The following is a 16,973-nucleotide window of genomic DNA, read 5'->3' on the forward strand; positions in this document are numbered from 1 at the left end:
ATCGGCGCCGCCTGAAAAATTTAGGCCGCACGCAGATAAGATAGCAAATCTTAAATGGTTTGTTACATGAATCAGTGAAATGTGTGAAGCATAGCGTTTTAATCAAAATTATTAATGTGCTTCAGCAAGTTGCAGAAAAGGATCCTCATGATGAAAAAGATTGGTGTCGTGCTGAGTGGATGCGGTGTTTACGATGGCTCTGAAATACATGAAGCCGTCATCACGCTGCTGGCCCTGGCAAAACAGGGGGCAGAGGTGATTTGTTTTGCGCCGGACAAAAATCAGGCGGATGTGATTAACCATTTCACGGGTGAGTCAATGGCGGAAACCCGTAACGTACTGGTTGAAGCCGCGCGTATTGCCCGCGGAAATATTCACCCTCTTATTCAGGCAGACGCCACAGAGCTTGATGCGCTAATTGTGCCAGGCGGGTTTGGCGCGGCCAAAAATCTCAGTACGTTTGCCACCCAGGGGGCGGAGTGTCAGATCGATCCGCATCTAAAAACGCTGTCGCAGGCTATGCACGCGGCGGGAAAACCGCTGGGCTTTATCTGCATCGCCCCCGCCATGCTGCCTAACATTTTTGATTTCCCGCTGCGCCTGACCATCGGGACGGATATTGATACCGCGGAAGTCATTGAAGATATGGGCGGCGAGCACGTGCCTTGTCCGGTGGATGACATTGTGGTGGACGAAGACAATAAGATCGTCACCACGCCTGCGTATATGCTGGCGCAGAATATTGCAGAAGCGGCCACGGGTATTGAGAAGCTGGTGGCCAGAGTGCTGGTGCTGGCTGAATGAGTCGTCCATCCGGTGCTGGCGCATGGGTGAAGCGCACCCTGTTGCGCATCGTTCTTGTGCTGGCGGTCTTCTGGGGCGGGGGACTCGCCCTGTTCAGCATTCTGCCCGTGCCATTTTCTGCCGTGATGGTTGAGCGTCAGCTCGGTGCATGGTTCAGCGGTGATTTCAGCTATGTCGCGCATTCTGATTGGGTGAGCATGGACGTCATCTCGCCCTTTATGGGGCTGGCCGTGATTGCGGCGGAGGATCAGAAATTCCCGGAACACTGGGGGTTCGACGTCGCGGCCATAGAGAAGGCTCTGGCCCATAATGAACGCCACGAAAACCGCGTGCGCGGTGCATCAACCCTGTCACAGCAGACGGCAAAGAATCTGTTTTTGTGGGACGGCCGTAGCTGGGTACGAAAAGGGCTGGAAGCGGGGCTGACGCTGGGCATGGAAACGGTCTGGAGTAAAAAGCGCATTCTGACCGTCTACCTGAATATCGCTGAGTTTGGCGATGGGGTATTTGGCGTGGAAGCGGCTGCACAACGCTATTTTAATAAACCGGCCAGCCGGTTGAGTATGTCTGAAGCGGCGTTATTGGCCGCGGTGTTACCTAACCCTATCCGCTTTAAAGCCGGTGCCCCGTCAGGGTACGTGCGAAGCCGTCAGGCGTGGATTATGCGTCAGATGCGTCAGCTGGGTGGGGAAGGGTTTATGCAGCGTAATCAGTTGATGTAAGGCGGGTAAGCGCAGCGCCACCCGCCAGAAAATGAGGCGTTAGTCTTCGTCAAAACCGGCGTTAAACAGCGCAACCACCGCCGCCAGCGCTTCCTCTTCCTGAGGGCCGGTGGCTTCAACTTCAATCTGGCGGCCTTTGGCGGAATCGAGCATCAGCAGCGCAATCACGCTGTTTGCTTCCGCTTCGGTACCTTCATCATTTCGCAGCAGAACTTCCGCATCGAAACCCTGCATCAGTTCAAACAGCTTCATCGCCGGGCGCGCATGCATGCCCAGCTTATTAGTGATCTCAACGGTTTGTTTTACGGTCATGTTTTACGTTTTTCCAGCGTGCGATGACGGGACTGAACGTTCTTCCCGCGCGAGCGGAAATAGTCGGCCAGCTGTTCGGCGATGTAGACCGAACGATGTTTACCGCCGGTACAGCCAATCGCCACCGTCAGGTAGCTGCGATTGTTTGTCTCCAGCATAGGTAACCATAGCTCAAGGTAGCTTCGCGTCTGGTAGATAAAATTGTGAACTTCTGTGTGCCTGTCGAGGAAGGCCGCGACGGGTTTATCCAGACCGGTCATGGGACGCAGTTTCGGATCCCAGTGCGGGTTCGGCAGGAAGCGCACGTCGAAAACATAATCTGCATCAATTGGAATCCCGTGCTTAAAGCCAAAGGATTCGAACACCATCGTCAGTTCGCGCTCGCGCTTGCCCAGCAACCGGGTACGCAGCATTTCCGCCAGCTCGTGAACGGACATCTCAGAGGTGTCGACAATCAGGTCAGCGCGTGAACGCAGCGGCTCCAGCAGGTCGCTCTCTTCGTCGATAGCGCTCTCCAGAGAGAGGTTCTTGCTGGAAAGCGGGTGCAGACGACGGGTATCGCTGTAGCGACGGATCAGGGTATTGCGGTCTGCATCAAGGAACAGCAACTGAGGCGAAAACGCATCAGGCAGGTTACTCATTGCCTGTTCAAAAATTTCAGGCGATTCAGGCATGTTACGAACGTCGATACTGACGGCGGCAGAGGTTTGTCTTTCCGCAAGCGTGCGAGCCAGATCGGGCAGCAACACGACTGGCAGATTATCTACGCAGTAAAAACCCATGTCTTCCAGCGCGCGCAGAGCAACGGACTTCCCCGACCCTGAACGACCACTGACAATCATCAGCACCATGTTCCGTTTCTCCTCAGGACAACAGATGTGAAGGCCATCTCCTGGTTATGCATCATCCTGATTGCCTTCTGCTTCAGTGATAATCTGATAGAGCTCTTCATCACTTTGGGCCGAGCGCAGTCGGCGGCAAATGGTTTTATCGGCCAGACGTTTGGCAACCAGCGACAGCGTATGCAGATGGGTTTTCGTCTGGTCGGCAGGCACCAGCAGCGCGAAGAGAAGATCGACGGGCTGGTTATCAATGGCATCGAAGGCGATGGGTGTTTCAAGCTGCACAAACACACCCACGGCACGCAGGGTATCCTCTTCCAGTTTGCCGTGCGGGATGGCGATGCCGTTGCCGATACCGGTACTGCCCATTTTTTCACGGGTCAGGATCGCTTCGAACACCACCTGTGGCGGCAGGCCCAGCTGTTTTGCGGCCAGCTCACTGATGATCTCCAGCGCACGTTTTTTGCTCTGGCAGTGAACAGCACTGCGGGTACATTCCTGGTTAAGGACATTGCTCAGTTGAAGAGCGGAATCGTTGTTCATCATAATTTCACCTAAGCGCTAACTGTACAAATGGCCTGTTGTGTTTCACAACAGGCCGTCCTGCACCCGTTAACTGCCCGGACAATTAGTGTTGTTTCAGTTTATCTTTATGTTTATTGAGCTGTCGCGCAAGCTTATCAATCAAGCCGTCGATAGCCGCGTACATGTCTTGCCCTTCCGCACTGGCATGAAGTTCCCCCCCATTAACATGCAGGGTGGCATCCGAGATGTGAGTCACTTTCTCCACTTTCAACACAATATAGACCTGGTTGATCCTTTCGAAATACTGCTCGAGTTTTGCAAACTTCGTATTCACAAAGTCGCGTAAAGCCTCAGTAATTTCGACGTTTTGTCCAGTGATGTTGAGCTGCATAGTGTCTTCCTTATCGGTTGTGTCAGACCAGCTGTTTACGCTGGTTGGACGGCGGAATGGATAAAGACTCTCGATACTTCGCGACAGTACGACGTGCCACCATAATACCCTGTTCGGACAGCATGGTGGTTAACTTACTGTCACTCAGTGGCTTCGCGGGGTTCTCCGCGGCGATCAACTTCTTCACCAGGGCACGAATCGCGGTTGACGACGCTTCGCCGCCACCCTCGGTATTGACGTGGCTGGAGAAGAAATACTTAAGCTCAAAAATACCGCGTGGACTGTGCAGATACTTCTGCGTGGTGACACGGGAAATGGTTGATTCATGCATCTCGACGGCCTGGGCGATATCCGCCAGCACCATCGGTTTCATATACTCTTCGCCCTGCTCAAAGAACGCCTGCTGCTGTTCGACAATGCAGCGGCTGACGCGAAGCAGCGTATCATTACGGCTCTCCAGACTTTTGATCAACCATCGCGCTTCCTGCAAATTGCTACGAATATATTGATTGTCGGAGTCGTTACGCACGCTGGTGCACATGGAGGCATACTGCTGGTTGATTTGCAGGCGAGGAATGCTGTCAGAATTCAGTTCAACGACCCAGCGGCCATTGTGTTTTCGGACCAGCACATCCGGGATCACGTATTCGGGTTCGCTGGTCTGGATCGACTGACCGGGGCGCGGATCGAGCGACTGGATCAGATTCACCGCTTCTTTCAGCACGTCTTCTTTCAGCCGCGTGACGCGCATCAGGGTGCGGAAATCGTGGTTAGCCAACAGATCCAGATGATCGCTGATGATTAAGCGCGCCTCATCGAGCCATGGCGTCTCTTTGCTGAACTGAGAAAGCTGGATCAGCAGGCAGTCGCGCAGATCTCTTGCGGCCACGCCTACCGGATCGAAACGCTGAATACGCTTCAGAACGGCTTCAACTTCCTCAAGCTCAATCTCTTCGTCGCCCATGCTTTCGAGGATGTCGTCCAGCGTGACGGTTAAATAGCCGGTGTCATCAACGGCATCGACAATGGATGTGGCAATCGCACGATCGGTGTCGGAGAAGGGGGTCAACTCCACCTGCCACATCAGGTAATCCTGAAGCGACTGAGTGGTTTCTCCCTGATAGACCGGTAGCTCATCGTCCTGGTAGTCCGCACGCGTTCCGGATGGGGTTCCGGCGGTGTAGATCTCATCCCAGCTGGCATCCAGCGGAAGCTCGTCCGGCATCTCTTTTTGTTCGAGTGCATCCGCGGTGTCGAGCGCTTCTGTATCCTGCGATTGCTGGGTATCTACCTCGTCATGAAGATCGGTTTGTTCCAGCAGGGGGTTACTGTCCAGCGCCTGCTGGAGTTCCTGCTGAAGTTCTAACGTGGACAGTTGCAACAGGCGAATTGCCTGCTGTAGCTGCGGCGTCATTGCCAGTTGTTGGCTGAGCCTTAATTGCAAACCTTGCTTCATGTTCAGAGCATTTTTCTCCGGTTCGGCGTTACGTTACCTCTACCCTATCAGAGTCTGAAGTCTTCCCCAAGATAGACGCGCTTAACATGATCATCTTCGAGGATTTGTTGCGGCGTACCGTGGGCGATAAGGTTACCCTGGCTCACAATATACGCACGTTCACACACGGCCAGCGTTTCACGCACGTTGTGGTCGGTGATCAACACGCCAAGCCCGCTGTCGCGCAGGTGCTCAATGATACGTTTAATATCGATAACGGAGATCGGATCAACACCGGCAAACGGTTCATCCAGAAGGATAAATTTCGGGTTTGCGGCCAGCGCACGCGCAATCTCAACGCGACGGCGTTCCCCACCGGAGAGCGCCTGACCGAGGCTGTCGCGCAGATGCTCGATGTGGAACTCTTCCATCAGCTCGTTGGCACGATCCTGACGCTGTTCGCTGGTCAGATCGTTACGAATTTGCAGAACCGCCATCAGGTTATCGTAAACGCTTAGGCGACGGAAAATGGAGGCTTCCTGCGGCAAATAGCCGATCCCGCGGCGTGCGCGTGCATGCAGCGGCAGAAGGCTGATGTCTTCATCATCAATGACAATGTTGCCGGCATCGCGCGGCACAATGCCAACGACCATGTAGAAGGTTGTCGTTTTACCCGCACCGTTAGGGCCAAGCAGGCCCACAATTTCGCCGGAGTTAACGGTCAGACTGACATCCTCTACGACACGGCGGCCCTTATAGGCCTTCGCGAGATTTTTTGCAGTTAATGTTGCCATAACGAATTAGTTACTCTTCTTCTGTGCCGGGGCCTGGCCTTTGCCTTTGTCCTGCAGCTGCGACGGTACCAGTACGGTGGTGACGCGTTTGCCTTTCTCGCTGGAGGCCTGCATTTTTTGCTCTTTAACCAGATAGGTAATCTTGTCGCCGGTAATGTTGCTGTCCAACTGTTCCAGGTACGCATTTCCGGTCAGGATCACCAGGTCCTTCGCCAGCTCATAGTGCATATGCGTGGCATGGCCTTTCACCGGTTTGCCGTTGTCCTGCATTTGGTAGAAGGTCGCCGGATTACCGTAACCATCGATAATCTCTTTGCCCTGCTCGCCACCCGGACGGGTAACAACCACTTTGTCGGCGTTGATTTTGATGGTGCCCTGAGTCATGACGACGTTACCCGTGAAGGTGACGACATTACCCTGCATATCAAGAGACTGGGTGTCGGACTCGATATGAATCGGCTGCTCGGTATCGCCCGTTACAGCAAGCGCGGGGAGACTGGTCGCCAGCATCGCGCTGGCGATAATTACTTTAAGGCTGAGTTTGTTTGTTTTGAATTTCATAGGAGGTTCTAACCTTTTCAATCAGCTCGGCGTTTTTGCTGCGTAAGTTCCCGCGCATTCTCAAACCGCTGGAATTAAATGTTGTGCCATACAGAGTAACCAGATCCTGCGACGTCACATCCTGGGTCACCAGGTTGATCTGGGCATTATCCGTCGTAATTTTTCGCAGTTGCGAGTCAGCGGTCAGGGCGTTGACTTCAACGTGGCCATACAGATAAAGCATACGGTCATTTGTCAGTTTTGCCCGGTCTGACTTGATTGACCACGTCGGTACTTTGTCCTTATCAAACGTGGTCATAACAGGTTGGGTAAACCACGAAATACCGTCATCTGAAAAATATTCAACATGCTGGGCAATCAGGCGATAGTTCAGCGCGCCTTGCGGGCTGTAGACCACGGTGTCGCTGTGATCGCTTTTATAGGTTGGATCGTTATTGTTGATCACTTCCGTTTGCGTATCGTCGCGATCGGCGAGGTTCACGCCAATCAATACCAGGGCGACAAGCGAAAGCAAAATGATAACCCAACGTCTGGTTTTACTCATATCGATTGCCCTTTGGCCTCATCAAGCTTGCCCTGCGCCAGCAGGAGCAGATCGCAGACTTCACGGACGGCACCGCGGCCCCCGTTGATGTGGGTAACGTAGTCCGCACGCGGGATCAGCAGCGGATGCGCATCGGCAACGGCGATACTCAGCCCAACTTCAGACATTACGGGCCAGTCAATCAGATCGTCCCCGACGTAGGCCACGTTTTCCGGTGCGATAGCCAGTTTACCCAGTAAATCGTTGAACGCCGCCATCTTATCGGATTGACCCTGATACAAATGGGTAATGCCTAAGGTTTCACAGCGATCTTCTACCAGTTTAGCTTTCCGTCCGGTGATGATAGCCACCTCGATACCTGAGGTCAGCGCACAGCGGATACCGTAGCCGTCGCGAACGTTAAACGCTTTAAGCTCTTCACCGTTATTGCCCATATAAATCAGGCCATCGGAGAGTACGCCATCCACATCCAGAATGAGCAGGCGAATGTTTTCCGCCTTTGCCATCATCTGGGTACTGACCGGACCATAACAGGTTGCAAGGGATGCACCCGCATTACTCATTGTCTTATCCTTCATTACACTACGCCTGCGCGCAGCAGATCATGCATATGTACCACACCCAGCAACTGGTCGCCATCGGCAACCATAACGGAGGTGATATGACGGGACTGCATCAGGTTCAGCACATCCACAGCCAGCGTCCCCGGGCGCACGCGAATGCCGCCGGGTGTCATCACATCGGCAATGCCCAGCGTACGGACATCCACACCCATGTCGAACACGCGACGCAGGTCGCCATCGGTGAAGATCCCCTGAATTTTCATCAGATCGTCGCACACGACCGTCATACCCAGATTCTTACGGGTGATTTCCAGCAGCGCATCACGCAGGGAGGCGTCTTTACTGACGTGGGGGATTTCATCCCCGGTGTGCATAATATCGTTAACCCGCAGCAGCAGCTTACGCCCCAGCGCGCCGCCCGGGTGGGAAAGGGCGAAATCTTCCGGCGTAAAACCACGGGCTTCCAGCAGCGCCACGGCGAGCGCATCGCCCATCACCAGCGCCGCGGTGGTGCTGGAGGTCGGCGCCAGGCCGAGCGGGCAGGCCTCTTTCGGCACCTTTACGCACAGGTGAATATCGGCTGCGCGCGCCATGCTACTTTCCGGACGGCTGGTCATGCAAATGAGCGGCACCTGCAGACGCTTCAGTACCGGGATCAGCGCCAGAATTTCATTGGACTCACCGGAGTTGGACAGCGCGATGACGATATCCTGCGGCGTGACCATACCCAGGTCGCCGTGGGCGGCTTCCCCCGGGTGGACAAAGAATGAAGAGGTTCCGGTACTGGCAAACGTTGCCGCCATTTTGCGTCCAATGTGGCCGGACTTGCCCATCCCCATCACCACGACTTTGCCGGCACAGTAGAATATCTTCTCACATGCCAGACTAAAATCCTGATTAATGTACTGATCCAACTGCGCCAGACCTTCACGTTCAATCTCCAGAACGTCTTTGCCTGCTTTCTGAAAGTCAAAACCCGGCTGCAATTCTATTTGCGACATAATGCGTTTCCGTTTACCCAGAGAGAAGAGGCGAGAGCCAGTACAGCATCGCCATCCATACGATAAATCCACCCGTCAACAGCGCGCCTGCGCCTTTGCCAATTTGTCGTTGCCGCCGCCAGCAGAGCAGGGTAAATATCACGCTGACCAGCAGCATCACGCCGTAATCGCGTGAAAACGCCAGGGGGTTAAAGGGCCCTGGCGTAATCAGGGCCGGCAGACCCATTACTATCGCGATATTAAAAATATTGGAGCCGATGATATTACCAATGGCAATGTCATCCTCTCCTTTCCGCGCCCCGGCAATGGCCGTGGCCAGCTCCGGCAGACTGGTACCGATAGCAATAACCGTCAGGCCAATGGTCAGTTCGCTGATGGCAAAATAGTTTGCCACGACCGTCGCGTTATCTACGACCATGCGCGTGGCCATCGGCATGATGATCAGCGCCACGCCAAGCCAGAGCAGGGCGACGGGGAGCGTGCCTTCCCGCGGGAGTTCGGCGACCTGCTCACGCGTGAGGCTATCGTGCCCCTGCTTCTCAGCCAGACGGGCGATCTTAACACTATACAGCAACCAAATGACGGCCAGCGCCAGCAAGAAAATGCCGTCACTGACGCTCAGTATGCCATCATAAAATACGCAGCCTGCCAGCAGACTTACGATTAACATTAGCGGCAATTCACGACGTAGAACATCAGAATGCACGCGAAATGGATGGAGCAGTGCCGCCAGCCCTAAAATCAACAATATATTGACGATATTAGAGCCAATCGCGGTACCGACGGCCAGGTCTAACTGGCCATGCAGCGATGCCGAGACAGAGACGATGATTTCAGGAAGTGATGTTCCAACGCTGACAACGGTCATCCCGATGACGAGAGGTGGCACGCCCGTCAGGCGACACAGGATAGATGCAGCAAACACTAAACGGTCAGCACTGTAGACCACCAAAAGTAAACCAATTATTAACAGTGCTGTTGCTAAAAGCATCAAAAGTCCTTTCTTCAGGTATACTCGTCGGTCCATCGCGCGGGAATGGCTGGACTGCATACAGTCTGAGGCGTAACGAATTCCTAATTTTGACTTTATGCGCCGGAAAAGTAAAACAAATGCCAGCTTTCGCTAACCTCAACGGCTATTATTCTGTAAAAATGCTGAGTTTAGGGCTGATCCAGGCTGCATGCCTAAACGTGAGCAGGGTAAGAAAGGAACCATAAATGAGCCAAAAGATGGCGAATTTAGTCGATGTCCGCGGTGTGAGTTTTTCTCGCGCCAACAGATTGATATTTGATGATATTTCGTTGACCGTACCGCGTGGCAAGATCACGGCCATCATGGGGCCGTCCGGGATCGGTAAAACGACACTGCTGCGTCTTATTGGTGGGCAGATCCCACCTGACAGCGGTGAAATCCTCTTTGATGGCGAAAATGTCCCGGAGATGTCGCGCTCGCGTCTGTATACCGTTCGCAAGCGCATGAGCATGCTCTTTCAGTCGGGGGCGTTGTTCACCGATATGAACGTCTTTGATAACGTGGCCTATCCGCTGCGCGAACATACCAGCCTGCCGCCGGCGTTGCTGAAAAGTACGGTGATGATGAAGCTTGAAGCCGTCGGTTTGCGCGGGGCGGCGAAGCTGATGCCTTCGGAACTCTCAGGCGGGATGGCGCGCCGCGCCGCGCTGGCGCGAGCCATTGCATTAGAACCGGATTTAATCATGTTCGATGAACCGTTCGTCGGGCAGGATCCCATCACGATGGGCGTGCTGGTGAAGCTCATCTCTGAGCTGAACAGCGCACTTGGCGTAACCTGCATTGTGGTTTCTCACGATGTGCCGGAAGTGTTGAGCATCGCCGATTACGCCTATATCGTGGCGGACAAAAAGATCGTCGCACACGGTAGCGCCCAGGCGTTGCAGGAAAATTGCGATCCGCGCGTGCGACAGTTCCTCGACGGTATTGCCGATGGCCCTGTGCCGTTCCGCTACCCGGCGGGCGACTATCGTGACGATTTACTGGGAATAGGGAGTTAAGCCACTCATGCTGTTAAATGCGTTGGCCGCTCTCGGACACCGTGGCATAAAAACCATCAGGACGTTCGGGCGTGCCGGATTGATGTTATTCAACGCGCTGGTCGGCAAGCCGGAGTTCCGAAAGCATGCGCCTTTACTGGTGCGGCAACTCTATAACGTCGGCGTGCTGTCGATGCTCATCATCATTGTGTCCGGTCTGTTTATCGGCATGGTGCTGGGGCTGCAGGGCTACCTCGTCCTGACAACCTACAGTGCGGAAACCAGTCTCGGGATGCTGGTGGCGCTTTCGCTGCTGCGTGAACTGGGGCCGGTTGTGGCGGCGCTGTTGTTCGCCGGACGCGCGGGGTCGGCATTAACGGCTGAAATTGGCCTGATGCGTGCGACTGAGCAGCTCTCCAGTATGGAGATGATGGCGGTTGACCCGCTGCGTCGCGTAATTTCGCCGCGTTTCTGGGCTGGGGTGATCTCTTTACCGTTACTGACTATTCTGTTTGTCGCCGTGGGTATCTGGGGCGGTTCGCTGGTTGGCGTTCACTGGAAAGGCATTGATGCCGGTTTCTTCTGGTCCGCCATGCAGGACGCCATCGACCTGCGAATGGATCTGGTTAACTGTCTGATTAAAAGCGTGGTATTCGCCATTACGGTCACCTGGATTGCCTTGTTCAATGGTTACGATGCCATCCCGACGTCGGCAGGCATTAGCCGTGCAACTACACGTACAGTCGTACATTCGTCGCTGGCCGTACTGGGTCTGGATTTTGTGCTCACCGCACTGATGTTTGGGAATTGAGTTCATGCAAACGAAAAAAAATGAAATTTGGGTCGGCGTGTTCCTGCTGCTGGCGCTGCTGGCCGCACTGTTTATCTGCCTGAGAGCGGCGGATATCACCTCCGTGCGTACCGAGCCGACATATCGCATCTATGCCACCTTCGATAACATCGGCGGGCTGAAGGCCCGTTCACCGGTCCGTATTGGCGGCGTGGTGATCGGACGCGTATCAGATATTACGCTTGATGAGAAAACCTATCTGCCACGCGTCGCGATGGATATCGAAGAGCGTTACAACCATATTCCGGACACCAGTTCCCTGTCGATCCGGACTTCCGGTTTGCTGGGTGAACAATATCTGGCGCTTAACGTCGGCTTTGAAGACCCCGAGCTGGGAACGACTATCCTTAAAGACGGCAGCGTTATTCAGGATACGAAGTCCGCAATGGTGCTGGAAGATATGATTGGTCAGTTCCTTTACAACAGTAAAGGGGATGAGAAAAAATCCGACGCTGCCCCTGCGCAGTCTGAAGATCATACCGACGTCGCACCGACACCTGGCACGACGCATTAATTTCAGGAGAAGTCATTCATGTTTAAACGACTGTTAATGGTGGCCATGCTGGTCATTGCCCCTCTTACCGCTGCCCATGCTGCGGATCAGAGTAACCCGTACAAACTGATGGACGAAGCGGCGAAGAAAACCTTCGACCGTCTTAAAAACGAACAGCCTAAAATTCGTGCGAATCCTGATTACCTGCGTGACGTTGTTGACCAGGAATTGCTGCCGTATGTGCAGATTAAATATGCGGGTGCGCTGGTGCTGGGTCGTTATTACAAAGACGCGACCCCGGCGCAGCGTGAGGCCTACTTTGCCGCGTTCCGTGAATATCTGAAGCAGGCTTATGGTCAGGCGCTGGCGATGTATCACGGCCAGACCTACCAGATTGCACCTGAGCAACCGCTGGGTGATGCGACCATCGTGCCTATCCGTGTGACGATCAACGATCCTAACGGTCGTCCGCCGGTTCGTCTGGATTTCCAGTGGCGTAAAAACAGCCAGACCGGCCACTGGCAGGCGTATGACATGATCGCCGAAGGGGTAAGCATGATCACTACCAAGCAGAACGAGTGGAGCGACCTGCTGCGCACTAAAGGCATTGATGGCCTGACTGCACAGTTGCAATCCATAGCTCGTCAGAAAATCACGCTGGACGAGAAGAAGTAATGTCACAGCAACTCAGCTGGTCGCGTGAAAGCGAGACATTGAAACTGTCCGGCGAACTGGATCAGGACCTCCTGAACCCGTTATGGGACCAGCGCCATGACGCCATGCAGGGCGTGACGCTGATTGACTTAAGCGGTATCACCCGGGTGGATACGGCAGGTGTTGCGCTGCTTGCCCATCTGGTTGCCGAGGGGAAAAAGCAGGGGGCGAGCGTCAGGCTTCACGGCGCGAGCGATAATGTCGTGACCCTTGCGCAGCTCTACAATCTTCCTCAGGACGTACTGCCTCGTTAATATTTTCAGTGCGTTACTTCCGAAAGCCCTGACAGTTTCATCGTCGGGGCTTTTTGCTTGTTTAAGACGACGCCACTTTGCTCTAAGATGTTGGGCTTGTTTTCACTATCAGATGATTAAGAACCCATGGAAAATCATGAAATCCAGACAGTGCTGATGAATGCACTCTCCCTTCAGGAAGCCCACGTCACTGGCGATGGCAGTCACTTCCAGGTTATTGCTGTGGGTGAGATGTTCGACGGCATGAGCCGCGTGAAGAAACAGCAGGCTGTGTACGCGCCGCTGATGGAATATATTGCGGATAACCGCATCCACGCCCTGTCGATTAAAGCGTTCACCCCGCAAGAGTGGGCACGCGATCGCAAACTAAACGGTTTTTGAGCTGAGGGCGACAGGCCCGCAGCACGGTTGAATTTATAAGAGAGCACACAATGGATAAATTTCGTGTACAGGGGCCTACGCGCCTCCAGGGCGAAGTCACAATTTCTGGCGCGAAAAACGCCGCGCTGCCAATCCTCTTTGCTGCGCTGCTCGCGGAAGAGCCGGTAGAAATTCAGAACGTCCCGAAACTGAAAGATATCGACACGACCATGAAGTTGCTCACCCAGTTGGGCACTAAAGTTGAGCGTAACGGTTCTGTCTGGATCGACGCCAGCAATGTGAATAACTTCTCTGCCCCTTACGATCTGGTGAAAACCATGCGTGCTTCCATCTGGGCGCTTGGCCCGCTGGTGGCGCGTTTTGGCCAGGGGCAGGTTTCACTTCCGGGCGGTTGTGCCATCGGGGCGCGTCCGGTTGACCTGCATATCTTTGGCCTGGAAAAACTGGGCGCAGAGATCAAACTGGAAGAAGGCTACGTTAAAGCGTCCGTCAACGGTCGTCTGAAAGGCGCGCACATTGTCATGGACAAGGTGAGCGTGGGCGCAACGGTCACCATTATGTCTGCGGCAACGCTGGCTGAAGGTACCACGATCATCGAAAACGCCGCGCGTGAGCCGGAAATTGTGGATACCGCCAACTTCCTCGTGGCGCTGGGGGCGAAGATCTCCGGTCAGGGAACAGACCGTATCACCATTGAAGGCGTTGAGCGTCTGGGCGGTGGTGTTTATCGCGTCCTGCCTGACCGTATCGAAACCGGTACCTTCCTGGTGGCAGCGGCGATCTCTGGCGGTAAGATTGTTTGCCGTAACGCACAGCCTGATACCCTGGATGCAGTGCTGGCGAAGCTGCGCGATGCCGGCGCGGATATCGAAATCGGTGAAGACTGGATCAGCCTCGATATGCACGGTCAGCGTCCAAAAGCTGTCAATGTGCGTACGGCGCCACACCCGGCGTTCCCGACGGACATGCAGGCGCAGTTCACCTTATTGAACCTGGTCGCCGAAGGGACGGGCTTTATCACTGAAACCATTTTCGAGAACCGCTTTATGCACGTACCGGAGTTGATCCGTATGGGCGCGCATGCAGAGATCGAGAGTAATACCGTAATTTGCCACGGCGTGGAGAAACTGTCGGGTGCTCAGGTGATGGCCACCGATCTGCGTGCGTCTGCGAGCCTGGTGCTGGCGGGTTGTATCGCGGAAGGGACAACGATTGTGGATCGTATTTATCACATCGATCGTGGTTATGAGCGTATCGAAGATAAACTGCGCGCGCTGGGTGCGAATATCGAGCGTGTGAAGGGCGAGTAATCGTTCCGGCAGCCCCCTGCCAGCAATGACCGGGGGGTTGCTGTGCCTGTCAATTAACGTGTTATCCCTGCAATCCTTTCTTTGCCTTTTTCTGGCGAATCATGCGCGTTCTGTCAATAAACTCATGGGTAATAGGATCGTGGTAACGCGAGGGCCAAATCACCCACGGGTGCGTATCCAGCGCCGTTGCGATAATGAGCTCTCCCTTGGGCCAGGGGCGGGTGAGGGCGTTTGCCAGGGTTGAAGAACTCAGTCCGTGGCGGCGGGACTCTGCTGCCAGTGACGTGCCTCTTTTGCGCAGTGCGGCAATAATATCCGCTGTGTGCCAGTCGATAAATTTCGTGTCCATAACGCTGTCCTTAGTTCGGATTCACCTTCGCCGTTTCGTCAGAAACGACGGGGTTACTATACCCATTTCAAACTCTTGTTCTAAAAAGTTCGCGTTACTTGAAGGGATATTCAGAATAAGGCACAGCTTTATTCATGCGGTCTCTAAACCGATGCGTTTACATGAAGACGTAATTTACAGGAACGTACGGGAATCTCCCCGCAAAGGCGCGGGGAGAAACAGGAGGGATCACCGATCGCGCTGAACGGCGATGTGCGCCAGACCGATCAGCGCATCGCGCCACGGGCTGTCTGGAATAACCTGAAGTGCAGCAATGGCTTTATCCGCTTCCTCTTCCGCACGCTGGCGCGTCCACTCGAGCGATCCGCAAATGGCCATGGTTTCCAGTACGGGTTCCAGAAGATGGCGACCATTTCCCTGCTCAATCGCTTCACGGATCATTTTCGCCTGGTCGGCCGTTCCGTTGCGCATGGCGTGGAGCAGCGGCAGAGTCGGTTTGCCTTCGTTCAGGTCATCACCCACGTTTTTGCCGAGCGTCTCGCCGTCCGCACTGTAGTCCAGCAAATCATCAATCAGCTGGAATGCCGTACCCAGATAACGACCATAGTCCTGCAGCCCTTTTTCCTGGGCGTCGGTACAGTCAGCCAGAATGCCGGAACACTGGGCGGCTGCTTCAAACAGGCGCGCGGTTTTGCTGTAGATCACGCGCATGTAGTTTTCTTCGGTAATATCAGGATCGTTGACGTTCATCAGCTGCAGTACTTCGCCTTCTGCGATGACGTTAACGGCTTCGGACATCACTTCCAGTACTTTCAGGGAGCCCAGACTGGTCATCATCTGGAAGGCGCGGGTATAGATAAAATCCCCCACCAGTACGCTGGCTGCGTTCCCGAAAGCGGCGTTTGCCGTGGCTTTGCCGCGACGCATATCCGATTCATCCACAACATCATCATGCAGAAGCGTCGCTGTGTGAATAAATTCGATGAGCGCTGCGATGGTGATGTGGGCATTTCCCTGATAACCAACGGCTCTGGCAGCCAGAATGGCAATCATCGGACGTATGCGTTTACCGCCACCGCTGACAATGTAATAGCCCAACTGATTGATCAGTTGAACGTCAGAGTTGAGTTGCTCCAGGATTGCTGCATTCACACCCGCCATATCTTGCGCGGTTAACTCGTTGATTTTTTCTAAATTCATCGCAAAAGCCGGGCTTTTTATCCTGTTGATCCCATCTACTATGGGGTAACGAAGGGTTTCGGTTTATCAATAGTATTGCTGATTGTACTGAAAAAACGGCTCAGATAAACGTTACCGTACGTGTTGTGTTTTTTTTCTTCATGTATTGACGGTAGCACTTGTCAAAGGCTCGCGTTTTGCGTAATATTCGCGCCCTATTGTGAATATTTATAGCGCACTCTGATTCATACGAGGACGTGCGCGGAAGCGGAGTTTATATGTACGCGGTTTTCCAAAGTGGTGGTAAACAACACCGAGTAAGCGAAGGTCAGACCGTTCGCCTGGAAAAGCTGGACATCGCAACTGGCGAATCTGTTGAGTTCGCAGAAGTTCTGATGATCGCAAACGGTGAAGAAGTCAAAATCGGCGTTCCTTTCGTTGATGGCGGCGTTATCAAAGCTGAAGTTGTTGCACACGGTCGTGGCGAGAAAGTTAAAATCGTTAAGTTTCGTCGTCGTAAGCACTACCGTAAGCAGCAGGGCCACCGTCAGTGGTTCACTGATGTGAAAATTACTGGCATCAGCGCCTAAGACCTGAGGAGAGATTTAAATGGCACATAAAAAGGCTGGCGGCTCCACACGTAACGGTCGCGATTCAGAAGCTAAACGCCTGGGCGTTAAGCGTTTCGGTGGCGAATCCGTTCTGGCGGGTAGCATCATCGTTCGTCAACGTGGTACCAAATTCCACGCTGGCAACAACGTAGGTTGCGGTCGTGACCACACTCTGTTTGCTAAAGCAGACGGTAAAGTGAAATTTGAAGTTAAAGGCCCGAACAACCGTAAATACATCAGCATCGTTGCTGAGTAAGGTTTTCTCGGTCCGGTAACGGATTAAAGCCCCGCAACCTGTTGCGGGGCTTTTTACATTGGAAACCCGGTA

24 protein-coding genes are annotated in these 16,973 nt (G+C 54.0%); 11 read left to right on the top strand and 13 right to left on the bottom strand.

Features of this window, described 5'->3' with window-relative positions:
* Positions 1 to 150 precede the first annotated feature (150 nt).
* Complete coding sequence (elbB, locus tag LDK53_RS15040; RefSeq protein WP_225287496.1) at positions 151 to 804, top strand: isoprenoid biosynthesis glyoxalase ElbB; 654 nt, start codon at positions 151 to 153, stop codon at positions 802 to 804.
* Entirely contained in the window at positions 801 to 1,526 is a 726-nt protein-coding gene (gene mtgA, locus LDK53_RS15045) for a monofunctional biosynthetic peptidoglycan transglycosylase (protein WP_225287489.1), read from the top strand. The genes elbB and mtgA overlap by 4 nt, the downstream gene beginning before the upstream one ends.
* 39 nt (positions 1,527 to 1,565) lie before the next feature.
* On the opposite strand, the gene npr is transcribed toward mtgA, so the two are convergent.
* The 11 genes from npr to LDK53_RS15100 form a co-directional block, all read right to left on the bottom strand.
* Complete coding sequence (npr, locus tag LDK53_RS15050) at positions 1,566 to 1,838, bottom strand: PTS phosphocarrier protein NPr (protein WP_025756690.1); 273 nt, start codon at positions 1,836 to 1,838, stop codon at positions 1,566 to 1,568.
* Positions 1,835 to 2,689 (bottom strand): RNase adapter RapZ, encoded by an 855-nt coding sequence (rapZ, locus tag LDK53_RS15055; RefSeq protein ID WP_014885397.1) that lies wholly within the window; start codon positions 2,687 to 2,689, stop codon positions 1,835 to 1,837. The genes npr and rapZ overlap by 4 nt, the downstream gene beginning before the upstream one ends.
* 45 nt (positions 2,690 to 2,734) lie before the next feature.
* Positions 2,735 to 3,226, bottom strand: coding sequence for a PTS IIA-like nitrogen regulatory protein PtsN (gene ptsN, locus LDK53_RS15060; protein ID WP_008501443.1), 492 nt, complete (start codon positions 3,224 to 3,226; stop codon positions 2,735 to 2,737).
* Between the two features lie 82 nt (positions 3,227 to 3,308).
* Positions 3,309 to 3,596 carry a ribosome hibernation promoting factor gene (gene hpf, locus LDK53_RS15065; protein ID WP_013098943.1) on the bottom strand — a complete coding sequence of 96 codons (288 nt, stop codon included), beginning with the start codon at positions 3,594 to 3,596 and terminating at the stop codon, positions 3,309 to 3,311.
* Positions 3,597 to 3,618: 22 nt separating this feature from the next.
* Positions 3,619 to 5,052, bottom strand: coding sequence for an RNA polymerase factor sigma-54 (gene rpoN / locus LDK53_RS15070; protein ID WP_025756691.1), 1,434 nt, complete (start codon positions 5,050 to 5,052; stop codon positions 3,619 to 3,621).
* 47 nt (positions 5,053 to 5,099) lie between these two features.
* Entirely contained in the window at positions 5,100 to 5,825 is a 726-nt protein-coding gene (lptB, locus tag LDK53_RS15075) for an LPS export ABC transporter ATP-binding protein (RefSeq protein ID WP_025756692.1), read from the bottom strand.
* A 6-nt stretch (positions 5,826 to 5,831) separates the two neighbouring features.
* Positions 5,832 to 6,386 (bottom strand): lipopolysaccharide ABC transporter substrate-binding protein LptA, encoded by a 555-nt coding sequence (lptA, locus tag LDK53_RS15080; protein ID WP_025756693.1) that lies wholly within the window; start codon positions 6,384 to 6,386, stop codon positions 5,832 to 5,834.
* The gene (gene lptC, locus LDK53_RS15085) at positions 6,355 to 6,930 is read right to left on the bottom strand and encodes an LPS export ABC transporter periplasmic protein LptC (RefSeq protein WP_025756694.1); all 576 of its coding nucleotides are present in this window, start codon (positions 6,928 to 6,930) and stop codon (positions 6,355 to 6,357) included. Before lptC ends, lptA begins: the two co-directional genes overlap by 32 nt.
* Positions 6,927 to 7,493: a 3-deoxy-manno-octulosonate-8-phosphatase KdsC gene (gene kdsC, locus LDK53_RS15090; protein ID WP_151412465.1), complete on the bottom strand. Its 567-nt coding sequence runs from the start codon at positions 7,491 to 7,493 to the stop codon at positions 6,927 to 6,929. Before kdsC ends, lptC begins: the two co-directional genes overlap by 4 nt.
* 14 nt (positions 7,494 to 7,507) lie before the next feature.
* The gene (gene kdsD, locus LDK53_RS15095) at positions 7,508 to 8,494 is read right to left on the bottom strand and encodes an arabinose-5-phosphate isomerase KdsD (RefSeq protein ID WP_059385406.1); all 987 of its coding nucleotides are present in this window, start codon (positions 8,492 to 8,494) and stop codon (positions 7,508 to 7,510) included.
* Positions 8,495 to 8,507: 13 nt separating this feature from the next.
* Positions 8,508 to 9,485: a calcium/sodium antiporter gene (locus LDK53_RS15100; protein ID WP_225287490.1), complete on the bottom strand. Its 978-nt coding sequence runs from the start codon at positions 9,483 to 9,485 to the stop codon at positions 8,508 to 8,510.
* 227 nt (positions 9,486 to 9,712) lie between these two features.
* Between LDK53_RS15100 and mlaF the strand changes: the two genes are divergently transcribed.
* The 7 genes from mlaF to murA all read left to right on the top strand — a co-directional run bounded on the left by mlaF (position 9,713) and on the right by murA (position 14,506).
* Positions 9,713 to 10,525 (top strand): phospholipid ABC transporter ATP-binding protein MlaF, encoded by an 813-nt coding sequence (gene mlaF / locus LDK53_RS15105; protein ID WP_225287491.1) that lies wholly within the window; start codon positions 9,713 to 9,715, stop codon positions 10,523 to 10,525.
* A 7-nt stretch (positions 10,526 to 10,532) separates the two neighbouring features.
* The gene (gene mlaE, locus LDK53_RS15110; protein WP_010436044.1) at positions 10,533 to 11,315 is read left to right on the top strand and encodes a lipid asymmetry maintenance ABC transporter permease subunit MlaE; all 783 of its coding nucleotides are present in this window, start codon (positions 10,533 to 10,535) and stop codon (positions 11,313 to 11,315) included.
* Positions 11,316 to 11,319: 4 nt separating this feature from the next.
* Entirely contained in the window at positions 11,320 to 11,868 is a 549-nt protein-coding gene (gene mlaD / locus LDK53_RS15115) for an outer membrane lipid asymmetry maintenance protein MlaD (RefSeq protein WP_025756699.1), read from the top strand.
* 18 nt (positions 11,869 to 11,886) lie between these two features.
* Positions 11,887 to 12,522 (top strand): phospholipid-binding protein MlaC, encoded by a 636-nt coding sequence (mlaC, locus tag LDK53_RS15120; protein WP_014885387.1) that lies wholly within the window; start codon positions 11,887 to 11,889, stop codon positions 12,520 to 12,522.
* Positions 12,522 to 12,815 carry a lipid asymmetry maintenance protein MlaB gene (gene mlaB, locus LDK53_RS15125; protein ID WP_225287492.1) on the top strand — a complete coding sequence of 98 codons (294 nt, stop codon included), beginning with the start codon at positions 12,522 to 12,524 and terminating at the stop codon, positions 12,813 to 12,815. Before mlaC ends, mlaB begins: the two co-directional genes overlap by 1 nt.
* A 126-nt stretch (positions 12,816 to 12,941) precedes the next feature.
* On the top strand, positions 12,942 to 13,196 hold the full coding sequence (gene ibaG / locus LDK53_RS15130; protein WP_008501458.1) for a BolA family iron metabolism protein IbaG: 255 nt from the start codon (positions 12,942 to 12,944) through the stop codon (positions 13,194 to 13,196).
* Positions 13,197 to 13,246: 50 nt separating this feature from the next.
* Positions 13,247 to 14,506 (top strand): UDP-N-acetylglucosamine 1-carboxyvinyltransferase, encoded by a 1,260-nt coding sequence (gene murA / locus LDK53_RS15135; protein WP_025756701.1) that lies wholly within the window; start codon positions 13,247 to 13,249, stop codon positions 14,504 to 14,506.
* A 61-nt stretch (positions 14,507 to 14,567) separates the two neighbouring features.
* On the opposite strand, the gene sfsB is transcribed toward murA, so the two are convergent.
* Both sfsB and ispB read right to left on the bottom strand, forming a co-directional pair.
* Positions 14,568 to 14,855, bottom strand: a complete 288-nt coding sequence (sfsB, locus tag LDK53_RS15140) for a DNA-binding transcriptional regulator SfsB (RefSeq protein WP_025756702.1) — start codon at positions 14,853 to 14,855, stop codon at positions 14,568 to 14,570.
* Between the two features lie 228 nt (positions 14,856 to 15,083).
* Entirely contained in the window at positions 15,084 to 16,055 is a 972-nt protein-coding gene (gene ispB / locus LDK53_RS15145; RefSeq protein ID WP_025756703.1) for an octaprenyl diphosphate synthase, read from the bottom strand.
* A 257-nt stretch (positions 16,056 to 16,312) separates the two neighbouring features.
* Between ispB and rplU the strand changes: the two genes are divergently transcribed.
* Both rplU and rpmA read left to right on the top strand, forming a co-directional pair.
* Positions 16,313 to 16,624, top strand: a complete 312-nt coding sequence (gene rplU / locus LDK53_RS15150; RefSeq protein WP_003025032.1) for a 50S ribosomal protein L21 — start codon at positions 16,313 to 16,315, stop codon at positions 16,622 to 16,624.
* 19 nt (positions 16,625 to 16,643) lie between these two features.
* Positions 16,644 to 16,901: a 50S ribosomal protein L27 gene (rpmA, locus tag LDK53_RS15155; RefSeq protein WP_004385076.1), complete on the top strand. Its 258-nt coding sequence runs from the start codon at positions 16,644 to 16,646 to the stop codon at positions 16,899 to 16,901.
* The last annotated feature ends 72 nt before the right edge of the window (positions 16,902 to 16,973 follow it).

The organism is Enterobacter sp. K16B (assembly GCF_020216105.1).
Taxonomy (GTDB): domain Bacteria; phylum Pseudomonadota; class Gammaproteobacteria; order Enterobacterales; family Enterobacteriaceae; genus Enterobacter; species Enterobacter sichuanensis.

What these genes read in the sequence shown, in the direction of transcription:
- hpf (WP_013098943.1), bottom strand. Translation starts at nt 3,596, where the DNA reads ATGCAGCTCAACATCACTGGACAAAACGTCGAAATTACTGAGGCTTTA.
- npr (WP_025756690.1), bottom strand. Translation starts at nt 1,838, where the DNA reads ATGACCGTAAAACAAACCGTTGAGATCACTAATAAGCTGGGCATGCAT.
- elbB (WP_225287496.1), top strand. Translation starts at nt 151, where the DNA reads ATGAAAAAGATTGGTGTCGTGCTGAGTGGATGCGGTGTTTACGATGGC.
- lptB (WP_025756692.1), bottom strand. Translation starts at nt 5,825, where the DNA reads ATGGCAACATTAACTGCAAAAAATCTCGCGAAGGCCTATAAGGGCCGC.
- mlaD (WP_025756699.1), top strand. Translation starts at nt 11,320, where the DNA reads ATGCAAACGAAAAAAAATGAAATTTGGGTCGGCGTGTTCCTGCTGCTG.
- mlaE (WP_010436044.1), top strand. Translation starts at nt 10,533, where the DNA reads ATGCTGTTAAATGCGTTGGCCGCTCTCGGACACCGTGGCATAAAAACC.
- mlaB (WP_225287492.1), top strand. Translation starts at nt 12,522, where the DNA reads ATGTCACAGCAACTCAGCTGGTCGCGTGAAAGCGAGACATTGAAACTG.
- rplU (WP_003025032.1), top strand. Translation starts at nt 16,313, where the DNA reads ATGTACGCGGTTTTCCAAAGTGGTGGTAAACAACACCGAGTAAGCGAA.
- ibaG (WP_008501458.1), top strand. Translation starts at nt 12,942, where the DNA reads ATGGAAAATCATGAAATCCAGACAGTGCTGATGAATGCACTCTCCCTT.
- mlaF (WP_225287491.1), top strand. Translation starts at nt 9,713, where the DNA reads ATGAGCCAAAAGATGGCGAATTTAGTCGATGTCCGCGGTGTGAGTTTT.
- rapZ (WP_014885397.1), bottom strand. Translation starts at nt 2,689, where the DNA reads ATGGTGCTGATGATTGTCAGTGGTCGTTCAGGGTCGGGGAAGTCCGTT.
- lptA (WP_025756693.1), bottom strand. Translation starts at nt 6,386, where the DNA reads ATGAAATTCAAAACAAACAAACTCAGCCTTAAAGTAATTATCGCCAGC.
- ispB (WP_025756703.1), bottom strand. Translation starts at nt 16,055, where the DNA reads ATGAATTTAGAAAAAATCAACGAGTTAACCGCGCAAGATATGGCGGGT.
- mlaC (WP_014885387.1), top strand. Translation starts at nt 11,887, where the DNA reads ATGTTTAAACGACTGTTAATGGTGGCCATGCTGGTCATTGCCCCTCTT.
- LDK53_RS15100 (WP_225287490.1), bottom strand. Translation starts at nt 9,485, where the DNA reads ATGCTTTTAGCAACAGCACTGTTAATAATTGGTTTACTTTTGGTGGTC.
- kdsC (WP_151412465.1), bottom strand. Translation starts at nt 7,493, where the DNA reads ATGAGTAATGCGGGTGCATCCCTTGCAACCTGTTATGGTCCGGTCAGT.
- lptC (WP_025756694.1), bottom strand. Translation starts at nt 6,930, where the DNA reads ATGAGTAAAACCAGACGTTGGGTTATCATTTTGCTTTCGCTTGTCGCC.
- kdsD (WP_059385406.1), bottom strand. Translation starts at nt 8,494, where the DNA reads ATGTCGCAAATAGAATTGCAGCCGGGTTTTGACTTTCAGAAAGCAGGC.
- ptsN (WP_008501443.1), bottom strand. Translation starts at nt 3,226, where the DNA reads ATGATGAACAACGATTCCGCTCTTCAACTGAGCAATGTCCTTAACCAG.
- mtgA (WP_225287489.1), top strand. Translation starts at nt 801, where the DNA reads ATGAGTCGTCCATCCGGTGCTGGCGCATGGGTGAAGCGCACCCTGTTG.
- rpoN (WP_025756691.1), bottom strand. Translation starts at nt 5,052, where the DNA reads ATGAAGCAAGGTTTGCAATTAAGGCTCAGCCAACAACTGGCAATGACG.
- sfsB (WP_025756702.1), bottom strand. Translation starts at nt 14,855, where the DNA reads ATGGACACGAAATTTATCGACTGGCACACAGCGGATATTATTGCCGCA.
- rpmA (WP_004385076.1), top strand. Translation starts at nt 16,644, where the DNA reads ATGGCACATAAAAAGGCTGGCGGCTCCACACGTAACGGTCGCGATTCA.
- murA (WP_025756701.1), top strand. Translation starts at nt 13,247, where the DNA reads ATGGATAAATTTCGTGTACAGGGGCCTACGCGCCTCCAGGGCGAAGTC.